General features: G+C 62.8%; 14 protein-coding genes and 3 tRNA genes. 1 reads left to right on the plus strand and 16 read right to left on the minus strand.

What is annotated here, in order from left to right; all coding sequences use genetic code 11:
- Positions 1-144 precede the first annotated feature (144 nt).
- Positions 145-1,428 (plus strand): NAD(P)/FAD-dependent oxidoreductase, encoded by a 1,284-nt coding sequence (locus ACZ5M5_RS20730; RefSeq protein ID WP_060741450.1) that lies wholly within the window; start codon positions 145-147, stop codon positions 1,426-1,428.
- A gap of 207 nt (positions 1,429-1,635) precedes the next feature.
- Here the strand turns inward: ACZ5M5_RS20730 and ACZ5M5_RS20735 are convergent.
- The 16 genes from ACZ5M5_RS20735 to leuB form a co-directional block, all read right to left on the minus strand.
- Positions 1,636-1,712 (minus strand) — tRNA-Asp (locus ACZ5M5_RS20735).
- An 89-nt stretch (positions 1,713-1,801) separates the two neighbouring features.
- Positions 1,802-1,878, minus strand: a tRNA-Asp gene (locus ACZ5M5_RS20740).
- Between the two features lie 58 nt (positions 1,879-1,936).
- Positions 1,937-2,012: transfer RNA gene (locus ACZ5M5_RS20745), tRNA-Val, on the minus strand.
- A gap of 103 nt (positions 2,013-2,115) precedes the next feature.
- A complete protein-coding gene (locus ACZ5M5_RS20750) occupies positions 2,116-2,889 on the minus strand; it encodes an SDR family oxidoreductase (protein WP_060741449.1) in 774 nt (257 codons plus the stop codon).
- Positions 2,886-4,097, minus strand: a complete 1,212-nt coding sequence (locus ACZ5M5_RS20755) for an O-succinylhomoserine sulfhydrylase (protein WP_464737910.1) — start codon at positions 4,095-4,097, stop codon at positions 2,886-2,888. Before ACZ5M5_RS20755 ends, ACZ5M5_RS20750 begins: the two co-directional genes overlap by 4 nt.
- A 55-nt stretch (positions 4,098-4,152) precedes the next feature.
- A complete protein-coding gene (gene purF / locus ACZ5M5_RS20760) occupies positions 4,153-5,658 on the minus strand; it encodes an amidophosphoribosyltransferase (RefSeq protein ID WP_053123453.1) in 1,506 nt (501 codons plus the stop codon).
- A gap of 41 nt (positions 5,659-5,699) precedes the next feature.
- Entirely contained in the window at positions 5,700-6,260 is a 561-nt protein-coding gene (locus tag ACZ5M5_RS20765) for a CvpA family protein (protein ID WP_030142022.1), read from the minus strand.
- 89 nt (positions 6,261-6,349) lie between these two features.
- Positions 6,350-7,021 carry an SPOR domain-containing protein gene (locus ACZ5M5_RS20770; protein ID WP_464737911.1) on the minus strand — a complete coding sequence of 224 codons (672 nt, stop codon included), beginning with the start codon at positions 7,019-7,021 and terminating at the stop codon, positions 6,350-6,352.
- Positions 7,005-8,312 (minus strand): bifunctional tetrahydrofolate synthase/dihydrofolate synthase, encoded by a 1,308-nt coding sequence (folC, locus tag ACZ5M5_RS20775; protein WP_464737912.1) that lies wholly within the window; start codon positions 8,310-8,312, stop codon positions 7,005-7,007. The genes ACZ5M5_RS20770 and folC overlap by 17 nt, the downstream gene beginning before the upstream one ends.
- The gene (accD, locus tag ACZ5M5_RS20780; protein ID WP_060741445.1) at positions 8,309-9,229 is read right to left on the minus strand and encodes an acetyl-CoA carboxylase, carboxyltransferase subunit beta; all 921 of its coding nucleotides are present in this window, start codon (positions 9,227-9,229) and stop codon (positions 8,309-8,311) included. The genes folC and accD overlap by 4 nt, the downstream gene beginning before the upstream one ends.
- A gap of 265 nt (positions 9,230-9,494) precedes the next feature.
- Positions 9,495-10,118, minus strand: coding sequence for a phosphoribosylanthranilate isomerase (locus ACZ5M5_RS20785; RefSeq protein ID WP_060741444.1), 624 nt, complete (start codon positions 10,116-10,118; stop codon positions 9,495-9,497).
- Between the two features lie 63 nt (positions 10,119-10,181).
- Positions 10,182-11,006: a tRNA pseudouridine(38-40) synthase TruA gene (gene truA, locus ACZ5M5_RS20790; protein ID WP_018610821.1), complete on the minus strand. Its 825-nt coding sequence runs from the start codon at positions 11,004-11,006 to the stop codon at positions 10,182-10,184.
- A 328-nt stretch (positions 11,007-11,334) separates the two neighbouring features.
- Positions 11,335-13,932 carry a FimV/HubP family polar landmark protein gene (locus ACZ5M5_RS20795; protein ID WP_464737913.1) on the minus strand — a complete coding sequence of 866 codons (2,598 nt, stop codon included), beginning with the start codon at positions 13,930-13,932 and terminating at the stop codon, positions 11,335-11,337.
- Between the two features lie 210 nt (positions 13,933-14,142).
- Positions 14,143-15,153 carry an aspartate-semialdehyde dehydrogenase gene (locus ACZ5M5_RS20800; protein ID WP_103308781.1) on the minus strand — a complete coding sequence of 337 codons (1,011 nt, stop codon included), beginning with the start codon at positions 15,151-15,153 and terminating at the stop codon, positions 14,143-14,145.
- Positions 15,154-15,406: 253 nt separating this feature from the next.
- On the minus strand, positions 15,407-16,519 hold the full coding sequence (gene asd / locus ACZ5M5_RS20805; protein WP_024779161.1) for an aspartate-semialdehyde dehydrogenase: 1,113 nt from the start codon (positions 16,517-16,519) through the stop codon (positions 15,407-15,409).
- Between the two features lie 54 nt (positions 16,520-16,573).
- Positions 16,574-17,656, minus strand: coding sequence for a 3-isopropylmalate dehydrogenase (gene leuB / locus ACZ5M5_RS20810; RefSeq protein WP_060741441.1), 1,083 nt, complete (start codon positions 17,654-17,656; stop codon positions 16,574-16,576).
- Positions 17,657-17,678 lie beyond the last annotated feature (22 nt).

A 17,678-nucleotide genomic window follows, 5' to 3' on the forward strand; every position in this document is an offset into this window, starting at 1 on the left:
ATACCTTTTTTTCACCTAACCCTATGAATATGCAAAATATTTAATTTCACCAATACGACGAAGATTCAAGGGGTGGCTGGCGGCCGATTTTTATCTCGGGTAGGATCGCTGCATTCGTAAAAAATATAAAACAGAGGTTCCAGAATGGCGAACACACCGTATCCAGAGTCTTATTACGCCGCGTCGGCCAACCCGGTTCCTCCGCGCCCTGCCCTGCAGGATGACGTCGAGACGGATGTTTGCGTGATCGGCGCTGGTTACACCGGCCTGTCCTCTGCGCTGTTTTTGCTGGAGAACGGTTTCAAGGTCACGGTCCTTGAGGCGGCGAAGGTGGGCTTTGGGGCTTCGGGTCGTAACGGCGGGCAGATCGTTAACAGTTATAGCCGCGACATCGATGTGATCGAGCGCAGCGTCGGTCCTCAGCAGGCGCAGTTGCTGGGCAATATGGCGTTTGAGGGTGGGCGGATCATTCGCGAGCGGGTGGCGAAGTATCAGATTCAGTGTGATTTGAAGGACGGCGGTGTATTCGCCGCCCTCACCGCTAAACAGATGGGCCACCTGGAGTCGCAGAAGCGTTTATGGGAGCGTTTCGGTCATACCCAGCTGGAGCTGCTGGATCAGCGGCGTATTCGCGAGGTGGTGGCTTGCGAGGAGTATGTGGGCGGTATGCTGGACATGAGCGGTGGGCATATTCATCCGCTCAACCTGGCGCTGGGCGAAGCGGCTGCGGTGGAGTCGCTGGGTGGCGTGATTTATGAACAGTCGCCAGCGGTGCGCATCGAGCGTGGCGCCAGCCCGGTTGTGCATACCCCACAAGGCAAGGTCAGGGCCAAGTTCATTATCGTGGCGGGCAATGCCTACCTGGGTAATCTGGTCCCGGAGTTGGCGGCCAAGTCCATGCCTTGCGGCACCCAGGTGATTGCCACCGAGCCCCTGGGCGACGAGCTGGCTCATAGCCTGCTGCCTCAGGATTATTGCGTCGAAGACTGCAACTACTTGCTCGATTACTACCGACTGACGGGCGACAAGCGCCTGATCTTCGGGGGCGGCGTGGTGTATGGCGCGAGGGATCCGGCGAACATTGAGGCGATCATTCGGCCGAAGATGCTCAAGGCATTCCCGCAGCTCAAGGACGTGAAGATCGATTACGCCTGGACCGGAAATTTCCTGCTGACGCTGTCGCGTCTTCCGCAGGTCGGGCGACTGGGGGATAACATTTATTATTCCCAGGGCTGCAGCGGCCATGGCGTGACGTACACGCACCTGGCGGGCAAGGTTCTGGCCGAGGCGCTGCGTGGTCAGGCTGAGCGTTTTGATGCGTTTGCCGACCTGCCTCACTACCCTTTCCCCGGCGGTCAGTTGTTGCGTACGCCGTTTGCGGCGATGGGTGCCTGGTATTACGGGTTGCGGGATAAATTGGGGTTCTGAAGCTGCCAACAATAAGGGCTGCTTCGCAGCCCTGCGGGGATAAATCCCCTCGCCACAGCAAGCTCCCTCGCCACGGGCTTGGCCCAATATCATTTCGCCAAAAACAAAAAACCCCGGTCTTTCGACCAGGGTCTTTGCTATCGACTAGAAGTAGCTTTGCAGCTTTCTTCTTAGCTTCAAGGCGTTCAGTGGGCCTCGAAGCAGATATGGCGCAGCGGACGGGACTCGAACCCGCGACCCCCGGCGTGACAGGCCGGTATTCTAACCGACTGAACTACCGCTGCGTATCGCTATGGACTTGCGTCCAGTTAACTCGTCTGATCAAAACCCTTGGGCTTCAATCTCGAACCAGGCGAACCTGCTTCGGAAAATATGGCGCAGCGGACGGGACTCGAACCCGCGACCCCCGGCGTGACAGGCCGGTATTCTAACCGACTGAACTACCGCTGCGCGTCGGTGGAGGCTTTTGACAGCTTCCGTTTTGCTTTCGCAAAACTCTCGTAAAACATGGTGGGTGATGACGGGATCGAACCGCCGACATTCTGCTTGTAAGGCAGACGCTCTCCCAGCTGAGCTAATCACCCTTTGCTTCGTTGAGGCCGCGAAATTTACGCAGGTACCGAAGCTAAGTCAATAGCAGGGTTGAAGTTTTTTCAAAACAGTTTCAAACGGCACCTGCAACCACCCTCACTCATAAATCATTTTCTTGGTCATGCCACCGTCCACCACGAACTCCTGCCCCGTGACAAAACCGGCATTGCGCGACAACAGCCACGCCACCATCGCCGCCACGTCCTCTACCGTGCCGACCCTGCCAGCAGGATGCTGGGCGTGATCGGCGTCGGTCAGCGGCTGTGCGCGACGCTGGGAAGGATCGCGCGCGTCGATCCAGCCAGGGCTGACGGCGTTGACCCGGATCTCCGGTCCCAAGCTGATTGCCAGGGCATGGGTCAGGGCCAGCAGGCCGCCCTTGCTCGCTGCATAGGCTTCGGTGTCGGGTTCCGATTGCGCGGCGCGGGTCGAGGCCAGGTTGACGATGGCACCGTTGTGAGCGCGCAGATACGGCGCGCAGTGCTTGGCCAGCAGCATCGGCCCGCCCAGGTTCACTGCCAGGACCCGATTCCAGTAAGCCAGGTCGAGGCTTTCCAGGGTGATGTTGTGCGGGTCGGCGATGGCCGCGTTGCACACCAGCGCGTCGAGCCGCCCGAACTGCCCGAGCACCTCGGCGATCCCGGTGGCGACCTGCGCCTCGTCCGCCACGTCCATGGCGATGAACCAGGCATGATCGCCCAAGGTCTTCGCCACCTTGGAGCCGCGCTCGCGGTCCAGGTCGGTCAGCACCACCTGCCAGCCTTCACAGATCAGCCAGGCAGCAATGCCCAGGCCGATGCCCCGCGCGGCGCCCGTGACCAGTGCAACCCGGCCATGAGTGCCGCTCGGCGGCGCAGCCAGCTCAATCACAAGGCCGCCAACCCGCGGGCCAGGTCGGCTTGCAGGTCCGCGATGTCTTCCAGGCCGACCGCGACGCGGATCAGGCTGTCACGAATACCCGCCGACTCGCGTTCCTGAGGCGACAGGCGCCCGTGGGACGTGGTGCTCGGGTGGGTGATAGTGGTTTTGCTGTCACCCAGGTTGGCCGTGATGGAAATCAATCGGGTCGCGTCAATGAAGCGCCAGGCGCCCTCCTTGCCTCCCTTGACCTCGAAGCTCACCACCGCACCGAAACCGCGCTGCTGACGCAAGGCCAGGTCATGTTGCGGATGGCTCTTGAGGCCGGCGTAATGCACTTTCTCGATGCCGTCCTGCTGCTCCAGCCACTCGGCCAGTGCTTGGGCATTGGCGCAATGGGCCTTCATGCGCAGGCCGAGGGTTTCCAGGCCCTTGAGGAAGATCCAGGCGTTGAACGGGCTGAGGGTCGGGCCTGCGGTGCGCAAGAAGCCCACCACCTCTTTCATCTGCTCGCCACGACCGGCCACTACGCCCCCCATGCAACGGCCCTGGCCGTCGATGAACTTGGTCGCCGAATGCACCACCACATCCGCGCCCAGCTTCAGCGGTTGTTGCAGCGCCGGGGTGCAGAAGCAGTTATCGACCACCAGCATGGCGCCCTTGGCGTGAGCGATTTCCGCCAACGCAGCGATGTCCACCAGTTCGGCCAGAGGGTTGGAAGGCGACTCGACGAAGAGCAGCTTGGTATTGGCCTTGATTGCCGCATCCCAACCGGACAGGTCCGCCAGGGGCACGTAGTCGACTTCCACGCCGAAACGCTTGAAGTACTTTTCGAAGAGGCTGATGGTCGAACCGAAGACGCTGCGCGACACCAGCACGTGGTCGCCGGCGCTGCACAGACTCATCACCACGGCCATGATCGCAGCCATGCCGGTGGCGGTCGCTACGGCTTGCTCGGCGCCTTCCAGGGCGGCGATACGCTCCTCGAACGCCCGCACGGTCGGGTTGGTGTAGCGCGAGTAGACGTTGCCCGGCACCTCGCCAGCAAACCGCGCCGCAGCGTCGGCAGCCGTGCGAAACACGTAACTGGAGGTAAAGAACATCGGATCGCCATGTTCGGCTTCCGGTGTACGGTGCTGACCCGCGCGAACCGCCAGGGTATCGAACGCTACGCCTTCAAGGTCGCTGTCCAGCCGACCGGCATCCCAATCCTGACTCATGCTGCCACTCCTTAATCGGTTAAACGCAAACCGGCCCCTCGGGGCCGGTTCGTACTCAGTTGTTGTACAGATCGATGATCGCACTGACCGCCTGGGTCTTGGCCTTGGACGCATCGTTACGCGCGTTCTCGATCTTGTTCAAGTACGCATCGTCGATATCGCCGGTGACGTACTTGCCATCGAATACCGCGCAATCGAACTGTTCGATCTTGATTTTGCCGCCGCCCACCGCTTCGATCAGGTCCGGCAGGTCCTGGTAGATCAGCCAGTCGGCGCCGATCAGGTCGGCCACGTCTTGGGTGGTGCGGTTATGAGCGATCAGCTCATGGGCACTCGGCATATCGATGCCGTAGACGTTCGGGTAGCGCACGGCCGGGGCCGCGGAGCAGAAATACACGTTCTTGGCGCCGGCTTCACGGGCCATCTGGATGATCTGCTTGCAAGTGGTGCCACGGACGATGGAGTCGTCCACCAGCATCACGTTCTTGCCGCGGAATTCCAGTTCGATGGCGTTGAGCTTCTGGCGTACGGATTTTTTCCGTGCGGCCTGGCCCGGCATGATGAAAGTCCGGCCAATGTAGCGGTTCTTCACGAAGCCTTCGCGGAACTTGACGCCCAGGTGGTTCGCCAGCTCCAGGGCGGCGGTACGGCTGGTGTCCGGGATCGGGATGACCACGTCGATGTCGTGCTCCGGACGCTCGCGCAGGATCTTGTCGGCGAGTTTCTCGCCCATGCGCAGGCGCGCCTTGTAGACCGAGATACCGTCGATGATCGAGTCCGGACGCGCCAGGTAGACGTGTTCGAAGATGCACGGGGTCAGGGACGGGTTGGTCGCGCACTGACGGGTGTGCAGCTTGCCGTCTTCAGTGATGTAGACCGCTTCGCCCGGAGCCAGGTCGCGAATCAGGGTGAAGCCCAGCACGTCCAGGGACACGCTTTCGGAAGCGATCATGTACTCGACGCCTTCGTCGGTGTGACGCTGGCCGAACACGATCGGGCGGATGCCATGCGGGTCGCGGAAACCGACGATGCCGTAGCCGGTGATCATCGCCACCACCGCGTAGCCACCCACGCAACGGTTGTGCACGTCGGTCACGGCGGCGAACACGTCTTCTTCGGTAGGCTGCAGCTTGCCGCGCTGGGCCAGCTCATGGGCAAACACGTTGAGCATCACTTCCGAGTCGGAACTGGTGTTGACGTGGCGCAAGTCAGATTCGTAGATCTCCTTGGCCAGTTGCTCGACGTTGGTCAGGTTGCCGTTGTGCGCCAGGGTGATGCCGTAAGGCGAGTTGACATAGAACGGCTGGGCTTCAGCCGACGTCGAGCTGCCCGCGGTCGGGTAGCGCACGTGGCCGATACCCATGTGACCGACCAGGCGCTGCATGTGACGTTGGTGGAACACGTCACGCACCAGGCCGTTGTCCTTGCGCAGGAATAACCGGCCGTCATGGCTGGTCACGATACCGGCAGCGTCCTGGCCGCGGTGCTGGAGCACGGTTAGCGCGTCATACAGCGCCTGATTGACGTTCGACTTACCGACGATACCGACGATGCCACACATGCGACGCAACCCCTACTTAATGGATCTGAACTGAACAACACTCACTGCGGCGTTTTGGCCGTCGGCAAGAGGTGTTCCTTGAACGGTATTTCAGCGGGTACGCTGATACCGCTGGCAAGCCACTGACTGCTCCAACCCAGGATCAGGTTTTTGGACCAGTCTGCGACCAATAGAAATTGTGGCACGAGCCGGGACTCCTGCCACCACGTATCCTGCTGCACCGGCCCCAGGCTCAAGAGCCCGACGGCCACGACCACCAGCAACGCGCCACGCGCCGCGCCAAAGGCCATGCCCAGGAACCGGTCCGTCCCGGAAAGCCCGGTGACGCGAATCAGTTCGCCGATCAGATAATTGATCATTGCGCCAACCAGCAAGGTGGCGATAAACAAGATGGCACAGCCCGCGATCACGCGGGCCGAGGGAGTTTCGATGTATCCGGCGAGGTACTGGGACAGCGAACCACCAAACATCCAGGCTACGACTCCCGCGATGATCCAGGTCAGCAGCGAGAGGGCTTCCTTGACGAAGCCGCGGCTCAGACTGATCAATGCGGAGATGGCGACGATCGCAACGATCGCCCAGTCAACCCAGGTAAATGGCACGGTGCAGCCTACAGACGGATAAGGCGGCGCATTTTAGCAGAGCCCAGGGCTGTCGGTAAGCTGCGTGATTCAAATCAGCTAAATCGCTGTCAACCACGCTCTGGCTGGAAGCGCACGACGAACCCCTTGAGGTTTTGCTGGCGGCTGAGCAGGTCACGCAGGCGGTCGGCCTCGGCGCGCTCGATCAGCGGACCGACAAACACCCGATTCTTGCCATCGGCGGAACGGATGTAGGCGTTATAGCCCTGGCTGCGCAAGGTTTTCTGCAAGTTCTCGGCACTTTCGCGACTGGTCAGGCTGGCCAGTTGCACCGACCAACTGACCGACAGGCCATTGGCATCCACACGACTCTGGGTCGTGTCCGGCTTGGCCGGGGCGGCGGTGATCGGCTGGCTCGGGGCCGGCTTGATCGCCGGAGCCGCTGGAACAGGCACGGGTGCGACAGCCGGTTTGCTCGGTGCGGCGGGAGCCGGCGTGGCAGGCGCCGGTGCAATCGGCGTGGAGGGCGCAACAGGTTGCTCAGCCAGCTCCTCGTCGCTTGGCACCGGTTCCTGAGGCAACGTCTGGGGCTCGGGCACAGCCACCGGCTCGACCTGCACAGGCGGCACCGAAGGCGCCTGGGGAGCGGCTGGCGCGTCGACCGTGACCTGGCGCTGCTCGTCCTGGCGGGAAAACAGCATCGGCAGGAAAATCACCGCCAGGGCCACCAACACCAGGGCCCCGACCATGCGCTGCTTATACGCTTTATCCAGCAATGCCATCTGCAGCTTCCTCCGTGGAGCGCCGGGCCAACCATTGAAGGGCCTCGGCAACACAAAAAAATGATCCGAACAGCAGGATTTCATCATCGGCCGTCGCCAGGGCGCACTGCCCTTCCAGGGCGGCGGCCACACTGGCGTAGGCATGCACTGAAGCACCGTGACGCTGCAAGGCCTCCTGCAGCTCAACCGCCGTACGCGAGCGCGGCGAATCCAGCGGCGTTACCGCCCAGTGCTGGACACTAGCATCCAACGCCTGGACAACGCCATCCAGATCCTTGTCGGCCAGCAGCCCGAACACCGCCAGACGCCGCCCTGCCACGGGCCGCCGCGCCAGGCGCTCGGCCAGGTACTGCGCCGCATGGGGGTTATGACCGACGTCCAGCAACAGGTTCAGGCGTTTGCCTTGCCAATCGAACTGACGGCGGTCGAGGCGCCCGACCACACGGGTCGCCTGCAACGCCTGGACGATTTGCCCGGCTTCCCAGGGCAAGCCCAGCAACAAGTAGGCCTGGAGCGCCAGTGCAGCGTTTTCCATCGGCAGGTCCAGCAGCGGCAGGTCGCGCAACTCCACCGGATTGCCACGCAGGTCGCTGCCGCGCCATTGCCAATGCTGCTCGGTCATCGCCAGGTCGAAGTCCCGACCCCGCAGAAAGAACGGGCAGCTCAGTTCGCGAACCTTGTCCAGCAATGGCTGGGGAGGATTGAGATCGCCACACAGCGCAGGCGCGCCCTGGCGGAAGATGCCGGCCTTCTCGAAGGCCACGGATTCGCGGGTATCGCCCAGGTAATCGGCATGGTCCACGCCAATGCTGGTGACCAGTGCAATGTCGGCGTCCACCAGGTTGACCGTATCCAGCCGCCCGCCCAGGCCGACTTCCAGCACGACCGCATCGAGACCGGCACGGGCAAACAACCAGAACGCCGCCAGGGTGCCCATCTCGAAATACGTGAGGGTTGTATCGCCTCGCCCGGCTTCCACCGCGGCAAAGGCTTCGCACAGCTGGGCGTCAGTGGCTTCGACGCCGTTCACTTGCACCCGCTCGTTGTAGCGCAGCAGGTGCGGCGAGCTGTAGACACCGACGCTCAGCCCCTGGGCCCGCAGCAGCGAGGCCACGAAGGCGCAGGTCGAACCCTTGCCATTGGTGCCGGTGACAGTGATGACCCGGGGTGCCGGCTTGGCCAGTCCCATGCGGGACGCTACCGATTGCGAGCGCTCCAGCCCCATGTCGATGACCGATGGATGCAACTGCTCGAGGTAGACAAGCCAGTCGCCCAGGGTGCGTTGGGTCATAGCCCGGCAGGCACTGGCGGAACCACGATCGGCTCGATCGGTGCGGCGACGAATGTCGGCGTCGGCAGGCCCATCAGTTGCGCCAGCAGATTGCCCAGGCGCGGACGCAGCTCCTGGCGATGGATGATCATGTCGATGGCGCCGTGCTCCAGCAGGAACTCACTGCGCTGGAAGCCTTCCGGCAGTTTTTCACGTACGGTCTGCTCGATCACACGCGGGCCGGCGAAGCCGATCAGGGCTTTCGGCTCGCCGACGATGACGTCGCCCAGCATGGCCAGGCTCGCGGAAACACCGCCGTAGACCGGGTCGGTCAGCACCGAGATGAACGGAATGCCTTCTTCACGCAGACGCGCCAGCACCGCGGAGGTCTTGGCCATTTGCATCAGGGAGATCAGCGCTTCCTGCATCCGCGCACCGCCGGAAGCGGCGAAGCAGATCATCGGGCAACGGTTTTCCAGGGCATGGTTGGCGGCGCGAACGAAACGCTCACCGACGATGGCGCCCATGGAACCGCCCATGAAGGAGAATTCGAAGGCCGAGACCACCACCGGCATGCCCAGCAAGGTGCCGCTCATGGACACCAGGGCGTCTTTTTCACCGGTCTGCTTCTGGGCAGCGGTCAGGCGATCCTTGTATTTCTTGCCGTCGCGGAATTTCAGGCGATCCACCGGCTCGAGGTCGGCGCCCAGCTCCACGCGGCCTTCTGCGTCCAGGAAAATATCGATACGGGCACGCGCGCCGATGCGCATGTGGTGGTTGCACTTGGGGCAAACGTCCAGGGTCTTTTCCAGCTCGGGACGGTACAGCACCGCCTCGCAGGATGGACATTTGTGCCACAGACCTTCAGGCACCGAGCTTTTCTTCACCTCGGAACGCATGATCGAAGGGATCAGTTTGTCTACCAACCAGTTGCTCATGCTTTCTTTCTCCAGTACCGGCGGCCCGAACGCTCTGGTTCGCGGCCCCGCGTATGCCCTTGAGCTAAATTCATTGTGCGGCGAGGGTCGAACGGCCACCACGGTCAGCGCGAAACATGACCTGCGTGCAGCCCAATCCCCTCAACCATCCCGGCAACCGCTGCACTGCGGTTGCCCCTACGCTATCGGCCCACCCGGAGGCGGCGCCTGCCTGCTTTGTACAGTGCAGGTATGGACGGCGGCAGTCTGCCAGCCGTCACATTGACTACTGGCTGTTGCGAACAGCAGCCATGAACGCACGAATCTTTGCCGGATCCTTGATGCCCTTGCCCTGCTCCACCCCGCCGCTCACATCCACCGCGTAGGGGCGAACCTGGCGAATGGCCGCGGCGACGTTCTCCGCCGTCAGGCCACCGGCCAGGATGATCGGCTTGCTCAGGCCTCGTGGCACCAGCGACCAGTCGAATGCTTCGCCGGTACCGCCGGGCACGCCTTCCACATAGGTGTCCAGCAAGATGCCGCTGGCACCGGCAAAGGCTGCGCAACCGGCGGCGATGTCGTCACCGGCCTTGACCCGCAACGCCTTGATATACGGACGATGCCAGCCTTCGCAATCGGCCGGGGTTTCGTCGCCATGGAACTGCAACAAGCCCAGCGGCACGGCATCGAGGATCTCGCCCAGCTCGCAACGACTGGCATTGACGAACAACCCTACGGGTGTCACGAACGGCGGCAAGGCCTGGACGATCGCCCGCGCCTGCTGCACCGTCACCGCCCGCGGGCTCTTGGCGTAGAACACCAGCCCGATGGCATCGGCCCCGGCCTCGACCGCCGCCAACGCGTCCTCGACGCGGGTGATCCCGCAAATCTTGCTGCGAACGACGGGCATGGCGGCTAAAACCTCAGGCAAATCCGTGAAAGTCCCGGATGGTAACAAATGCTGCGGAGGGCGTCAGCCGTCGAGTTCCGAGAAGCCGGTGAGGAAATGTGGCCCGATGTAACGCTCCGGCAGCTCGAATTCATCGCGATATTCCACCTGTACCAGGTACAGGCCAAACGGATGCGCCGTGACGCCGCCGGAACGGCGGACGCGACTGTCGAGCACTTCCTTGATCCACTCCACCGGTCGCTCGCCAGCGCCAATGGTCATCAGCACCCCGGCAATGTTGCGCACCATGTGATGCAGGAAGGCGCTGGCGCGGATGTCGAGCACGATCATCTTGCCGTGCCGGGTCACGCGCAGGTGATGCAGCTCCTTGATCGGCGACTTGGCCTGGCACTGGCCCGCGCGGAATGCGCTGAAATCGTGGACACCGACCAGGTATTGCGCGGCTTCGGCCATGCGCTCGACGTCCAGCGGGCGGTGGTTCCAGGTGATTTCTTCGTTCAGGTGCGCCGGACGGATCTGATCGTTGTAGATCACGTAGCGATAACGCCGGGCGATGGCTTTGAAGCGGGCATGGAAATGCGCCGGCATCACCTTGGCCCAACTGACGCTGACGTCATGGGGCAAGTTGATGTTGGCGCCCATGACCCAGGCTTTCATCGAGCGTTCGACCTGGGTGTCGAAATGCACCACCTGGCCGCAGGCATGCACGCCGGCATCGGTCCGGCCGGCGCAATGCAACGACACGGGCGAGTCGGCGACTTTGGACAGCGCATTTTCGAGGGTTTCCTGCACCGTCAATACACCGGATGCCTGGCGCTGCCAGCCACGGTAGCGCGAGCCTTTGTATTCAACGCCCAAGGCGATCCGAAAAAAGCCGTCGGCCGCCATTTCGGCGGCCGGGTTGTCTATGTTTGCCAAGGAATTACAGCCTGCTAAGTACGCAAAGGCGGGCATTATAAGGCCGACTGGGCGGGATGCCAGTGTAACTGGTGGTCCTGGGTTGGATCGACGGGCGCTATCGCGAGCAAGCTCGGCTCCCACAAGGGATAGCACCCAGATCCCTGTGGAAGCAGATCACTGTGGGAGCAGATCCCTGTGGAAGCAGATCACTGTGGGAGCCGAGCTTGCTCGCGATGAGGCCAGCCCAGACACCAAAAATCCCGCTGTAAACAAAAACGGCAGCCTCACCGGCTGCCGTTTTTGTCTAACTACTGACTTACACCAAACGCGACAACATCTCCTGCGCTTCGCTCTTCTGAGTCGCATCGCCTTCGCTGAGGACTTCGCCAAGGATGTCGCGGGCGCCGTCGTTGTCGCCCATGTCGATATAGGCCTGGGCCAGATCGAGCTTGGTCGCCACCTCGTCGGTACCGCTGAGGAAGTCGAAGTCCGGCTCGTCTTCAGCACCAACCAGGGCATCTTCAGCGGTGAAGGTCGGCTGGGCCAAGCTGTCGGACAGGCGATCCAGTTCGGCGTTCACATCGTCCAGCTCGGATTCAAAGGCATCCTTTGGCCGATCATGGACATCCATCTCGTCGGCAAGGGACAGGTCAAAATCTGCCGGCAGTTCGAGATCGTCGGCCGGTGTATCGTCCAGGGCCGGCGTTTCGGCTGCTGGAAGGTCCAGGCCCTTGAGATCGTCACCCAGGTCCAGCAGGAAGTCTTCGTCATCGAGCGCCGGGACCGGGGTCGGCGCGTCGGCCCCCAGGTCCAGGTCGAATTCCGACAGGTCGTCCAAGCTCGCGCTGGCTTCAGTCTGCTGCTTGAGCACCGACTCGAAACTCAGGTCGTCGTCTTCCGGGAACGCGTCCAGCTCGGCGACAGGCTCCGGCGCGGGTGCGACCGGAGCTTCCAGGTCGTCCAGGCTCAGGTCGAAGGCGCTGTCCAGCTCCTCGTCGGTGGGCGACTTGTCTTCCAGCAGGTCCTTGACGTACTGCGCGTCCAGCTCTGCAGCCACTGCCGCCGCGGCCAGGCCGGCGGCGGTAGCGACCACCATGGCCGGGAAACGGCTTTTCAGCTGTTCGACCTGGGCGAAGTTGTCGCCATTGGCCACCAGTTGGCGTTCCTGGGCGACAAAGGCGTCGCGGTCGCCCTGCTGGCCGTAAACTTCCATCAATTTCAGGCGCAGGTCGCTGCGCTGGGGTTCAGCCTTGATGCCCTGCTCGAGCAGGTCAGCGGCCTGGTTCAAGCGACCGCGGTCCATGTGGGACTGGGCCTGGGGCAGCACGTCGTCGAAGCGATCGGCGGCCGGAGCCACCAATGGCGCGGCGATAGGCGGCGTGACCACCACAGGCGCGACCACCGGGGCCGGCTTGGGGGCTGGCGCAGGGGCCGGCGCGGGTTTTGGCTCAAGCTTTACGCTAGGTGGTGGAACATCAATGCCCTCGAAGCTGCTCGGGGGCAGATCGAGCTCCGGGGAGAAGTCAGCCTCCTCCTCGAGGGCCCGGGCCATGCGCAAGTGTTTTTCCGCTTCCTGCTGGGCCTTGCGGCGACGGGCGAGCAACAACAGCAGCAACAGCAAAAGCAGCGCGCCGCCGCCAATCAACCCCAGCAGGATCGGATTGGTCAGCAGGTCGTTGTATTTTTGCTCGTTGGACGCGACAGGCGTCGGCTCGACCGGTGCGGCAGGGGGTGTCGCTTCCGGGGTCGTTTCTGGCGCAGGAGCAGGTGCAGTCGTCGGGGCCTGTGCCGCTGGCACAGGGGTCAGCTCTGCGGACATCGCCGCAGGCGCCTCGCCAGCAGGCGGAACCGCGGCACCTTCGGCCTGCATCTTGGCCAGTTGATTGTTCTTCAGCTCGATCAGGCGCTGCAGTTTGTCCAGTTGGCTCTGCAGATCCGCCATGCGGCTTTTCAGTTCTTCGTTATCCCGACGAGCCGAATCGAGGCTTTCCTGGGTAACCGCAAGCTTGTTGGTCAGCGCCTGGGCATCGCCAGCAGCGCCCTTGCCCTTGCCGCCCGCTTTCGCCGAATCGGCCGACACCAGGCTCAAGTTGTCGCGACCGGCCGCCTGTGCCGGCGCGCCTTCGCCACGGCCACGCTTGGTGGCATCCAGCTGCTGTTTGCCAGCACCCGCCACGGTACGACGCCCCGAGCGCCAGGCGGCGTTCTGCGCAGCCACTTCGGCGATGGCCTGGGGCTGCGGCAACGCCGTGCTTTGCACCGGATCCGGCAGGCGCAACACCTGGCCGGTCTTGAGCAGGTTGATGTTGCCGTTGATGAACGCGTTCGGGTTCAACGCCTGAATCGCCAGCATGGTTTGCTGGACCGACCCGCCGTTGCGAACCTTGGCGGCGATTTCCCACAGGGTATCGCGCGGCGTGGTGGTGTATTGGGAAGGCTTGGTGGCCCCGGTGACCGGCGTGGCCACGACCTGGGGCGGTTTTGCCCGGGCCGCGTCGGCGGCCTGCGGCGAGAATTTGGAGGGATCGAGCAATACGCTGTAGTCGCGCAGCAGACGGCCGTTGGGCCACATCACCTGCACCAGGAACTTGACCATGGGCTCGGACAGCGGTCGGCTGGACGTGACCCGCAGGACACTCTTGCCGTTGGCGTTGATCACCGGGGTGAAGCTCAGGTCATTGAGAAAGACCTGGCGGTCGACCCCGGCCTTGGCGAAATCGTCGGGCGAGGCCAGGCTCGGCACGACTTCGGCGGCGGTCAGTTGCTGGACGTCGAGCAACTCGATCTCGGCGACCAGAGGCTGGTTCGGCGTCGACTTCAGGGTCAGTTCCCCGAGCCCGAGCGCTTGCGCCATACCGGAGGACAGCGCCGAGGCGGCCGCTATTGCTAACACCAGTTTGCGAACTTGAACCATAGCCTCTTCCTTTGTTTGAACATTCCTCGGCCAGCGAGAAGGTATTGATGCCGCTGCCGTAAGGCATTGCGCGCAGCCCCTAAACGACGGTGCGCGCGATCATTTCACTCATGCCCCGGGAAAGTCCCCCAGAGGGATGTTCGCCTTCAGCACTCCGGCCAAGCATAGCGCCCAGCTAGAATCATTCGACAAATTGATGCCAAGTATCTTTTACAGCAAGTCTTTTATCAACAACTCAGCCACCTGCACGGCATTGAGCGCCGCGCCCTTGCGCACGTTATCTGACGTCAGCCACATATTCAGTTCCGTCGGATCGTCGATCCCACCGCGCACACGACCAACGTAGACCACATCCTGCCCCACCGCATCACCCACCGCAGTCGGGTAGTCACCCGCCTCCACCAGCTCGATACCGGGCGCCGCTTCCAGGGCCGCGTTGACCTTGGCCAGGTCGACGGCGTTCGCAGACTGCACGGTCACGCTAAAGCTATCGCCAAAAAACACCGGGGCTTGAATGCAAGTGACGGAAATCTTTAACAAAGGTTGGTTCAGCACCTGGCGCAACTCACGAACCAGACGCTTTTCCAGCGACGTATGGCCCTGCTCGTCTGGAGCGCCGACCTGGGCCAGCAGGTTGAACGCCATCTGCCGGTCAAAGAACTTCGGTTCCAGCGGACGGGCGTTGAGCAGCTCGGCGGTCTGGCGCGCCAGCTCGCTCACGGCCACGCGGCCCTGGGCCGACACCGCGAGGCTGGCGGTCAGGCTGATGCGCTGCAGATCGAGGCACTCGCGCAGTGGCGCCAGCACGACCGCCAGGGCCGTGGCCGATGCGCTGGGGCTGCTGACCTGCAACGGCTTGCCCAAGCCGGCCAGGACCTGGACGTTGGCTTCCGGCACGATCTGCGGTGCCTGCTCGGGCGGCAAGGCCCCGGACAGGTCGATCAGCGCACAGCCAGCCGCCGTGGCCCGCGGTGCAAAACTCAGGGTCACCGCCGGGCCGGCGGCGAAGAACACCAGTTGGACTTTACTGAAATCGAACTCGTCGACCTCACGCACCCGCACGTTTTTGCCGCGAAACATCACCGAGCTGCCTGCCGATTCGCTGCTGGCCAGCAGGTGCAGGTTGCCAACCGGGAAGTCCCGCTCTTCGAGAATCTGGACGAGGGTTTCGCCGACAGTACCGGTGGCGCCGATCACGGCAATATCAAAGGACTGGCTCATGGGTCTACCTCAGGTAAAACGTGGGGAGCGGCACTTTACCGGGTGGTGGGTATGCAGGCAATTGGCTGGGGGACTTGCAGTGCCTGGACTGGCCTCATCGCGAGCAAGCTCGCTCCCACAGGTTTTACAATCACTGAATATCCCATGTGGGAGCGAGCTTGCTCGCGATGAGGCCAGCCCTGACACACAACTGTCGCCCAATAAAAAACCCGCGCCTCTCACAAGGCACGGGTTCTTTCACAGCAGCAATCGATCAACGCTCGAGCAGGATCCGCAGCATGCGGCGCAGCGGTTCGGCCGCGCCCCACAGCAGCTGGTCGCCGACGGTGAAGGCACCGACGAACTGCGACCCCATGTTCAATTTGCGCAGACGGCCCACCGGTACATTCAGGGTGCCGGTGACCTTGGTCGGGCTCAGCTCCTGCATGCTGGTTTCGCGATTGTTCGGCACCAGCTTGACCCAAGGGTTGTGCTGGCTGATCAGCCCTTCGATGTCGGCGATCGGCACGTCTTTGTTCAGCTTGATGGTCAGCGCCTGACTGTGGCAGCGCATGGCGCCGATGCGCACGCAGATGCCATCCACCGGGATCGGGCTCTTGAAGCGACCGAGGATCTTGTTGGTTTCGGCCTGGGCCTTCCACTCTTCCCGGCTCTGGCCGTTGGGCAGTTCCTTGTCGATCCAGGGGATCAGGCTGCCGGCCAGCGGTACGCCAAAGTTCTCGGTCGGATAGGCATCGCTGCGCATCGCCTCGGCGACCTTGCGGTCGATGTCGAGGATGGCACTGGCCGGGTTGGCCAGGTCATCGGCGACGGCGGCGTGGGTGGCGCCCATCTGCTTGATCAGCTCACGCATGTTCTGCGCGCCGGCACCGGACGCGGCCTGGTAGGTCATGGCGCTCATCCACTCCACCAGACCGGCTTCGAACAGGCCGCCCAGGCCCATCAGCATCAGGCTGACGGTGCAGTTGCCGCCGATGTAGTTCTTGGTGCCCGCGTCCAGCTGCTGGTCGATGACCTTGCGGTTGACCGGGTCGAGGATGATCACCGCGTCGTCCTGCATACGCAGGCTGGAGGCGGCGTCGATCCAGTAACCCTGCCAGCCGGCTTCACGCAGCTTGGGGAACACTTCGCTGGTGTAGTCGCCACCCTGGCAAGTCAGGATCACGTCGAGGGTCTTGAGCTCTTCGATGCTGTAGGCATCCTTGAGCGCACCGGTGTCCTTGCCCACGGACGGGCCCTGGCCACCGACATTGGAAGTGGTGAAAAACACCGGCTCAATGAGATCGAAATCCTGCTCTTCCAGCATTCGCTGCATGAGCACGGAACCGACCATGCCGCGCCAACCGATCAGACCTACACGTTTCATCGCAACTACACCTATACAAAAGTGGGCCACCGTCGAAGCGGTGGGCCCGAAAGATTACAGATTCCGCAGCGCGGCGACTACTGCATCGCCCATTTGCTGCGTACCGACTTTGGTACAACCTTGCGACCAGATATCACCGGTGCGCAAGCCTTGGTCCAGGACCACGCTGACGGCTTTTTCGATCGCGTCGGCGGCATCGTTCAAGTTGAAGCTGTAGCGCAGCATCATCGACACCGACAGGATGGTCGCCAACGGGTTGGCAATGCCCTGCCCGGCGATGTCCGGCGCCGAACCGTGGCACGGCTCGTACATGCCCTTGTTGTTGGCGTCCAGGGAGGCCGACGGCAGCATGCCGATGGAACCGGTGAGCATCGACGCTTCGTCGGACAGGATGTCGCCGAACATGTTGTCGGTGACGATCACGTCGAACTGCTTGGGCGCACGCACCAGTTGCATGGCAGCGTTGTCGACGTACATGTGGCTCAGCTCGATGTCCGGGTAATCCTTGGCCACCTGCTCGACCACTTCACGCCACAGTTGGCTGGAAGCCAGCACGTTGGCCTTGTCCACCGAACACAGCTTCTTGCCACGCACACGGGCCATGTCGAAGCCGACCCGGGCGATACGGCGGATTTCGCTTTCGCTGTACGGCAGGGTGTCATAGGCCTGGCGCTCGCCATTATCCAGCTCACGGGTGCCACGCGGGGCACCGAAGTAGATACCGCCGGTCAGCTCACGCACGATGAGGATGTCCAGGCCCGAGACGATTTCCGGCTTCAGGCTCGACGCATCGGCCAGTTGCGGATAAAGAATCGCCGGCCGCAGGTTGCCGAACAGGCCCAGTTGCGCGCGAATCTTCAGCAGGCCGCGCTCAGGGCGGATGTCGCGTTCGATCTTGTCCCATTTCGGGCCGCCCACGGCGCCCAGCAGCACGGCATCGGCGGCACGGGCACGGTCCAGGGTTTCGTCGGCCAGGGGCACGCCGTGCTTGTCGATGGCGGCGCCGCCGATCACGTCGTGGCTGAGTTCGAAGCCCAGGCCATACTTGTCGTTCGCCAGCTCCAGGACCTTGACCGCCTCGGCCATGATTTCCGGGCCGATGCCGTCACCTGGGAGAATCAGAATCTGCTTGCTCATGCTTTCCTCGTTTGCTCTGTCG

Source organism: Pseudomonas sp. Van50 (assembly GCF_055390755.1).

What these genes read in the sequence shown, in the direction of transcription:
- ACZ5M5_RS20730 (WP_060741450.1), top strand. Translation starts at nt 145, where the DNA reads ATGGCGAACACACCGTATCCAGAGTCTTATTACGCCGCGTCGGCCAAC.
- ACZ5M5_RS20755 (WP_464737910.1), bottom strand. Translation starts at nt 4,097, where the DNA reads ATGAGTCAGGATTGGGATGCCGGTCGGCTGGACAGCGACCTTGAAGGC.
- purF (WP_053123453.1), bottom strand. Translation starts at nt 5,658, where the DNA reads ATGTGTGGCATCGTCGGTATCGTCGGTAAGTCGAACGTCAATCAGGCG.
- ACZ5M5_RS20770 (WP_464737911.1), bottom strand. Translation starts at nt 7,021, where the DNA reads ATGGCATTGCTGGATAAAGCGTATAAGCAGCGCATGGTCGGGGCCCTG.
- folC (WP_464737912.1), bottom strand. Translation starts at nt 8,312, where the DNA reads ATGACCCAACGCACCCTGGGCGACTGGCTTGTCTACCTCGAGCAGTTG.
- accD (WP_060741445.1), bottom strand. Translation starts at nt 9,229, where the DNA reads ATGAGCAACTGGTTGGTAGACAAACTGATCCCTTCGATCATGCGTTCC.
- ACZ5M5_RS20785 (WP_060741444.1), bottom strand. Translation starts at nt 10,118, where the DNA reads ATGCCCGTCGTTCGCAGCAAGATTTGCGGGATCACCCGCGTCGAGGAC.
- truA (WP_018610821.1), bottom strand. Translation starts at nt 11,006, where the DNA reads ATGGCGGCCGACGGCTTTTTTCGGATCGCCTTGGGCGTTGAATACAAA.
- ACZ5M5_RS20795 (WP_464737913.1), bottom strand. Translation starts at nt 13,932, where the DNA reads ATGGTTCAAGTTCGCAAACTGGTGTTAGCAATAGCGGCCGCCTCGGCG.
- ACZ5M5_RS20800 (WP_103308781.1), bottom strand. Translation starts at nt 15,153, where the DNA reads ATGAGCCAGTCCTTTGATATTGCCGTGATCGGCGCCACCGGTACTGTC.
- asd (WP_024779161.1), bottom strand. Translation starts at nt 16,519, where the DNA reads ATGAAACGTGTAGGTCTGATCGGTTGGCGCGGCATGGTCGGTTCCGTG.
- leuB (WP_060741441.1), bottom strand. Translation starts at nt 17,656, where the DNA reads ATGAGCAAGCAGATTCTGATTCTCCCAGGTGACGGCATCGGCCCGGAA.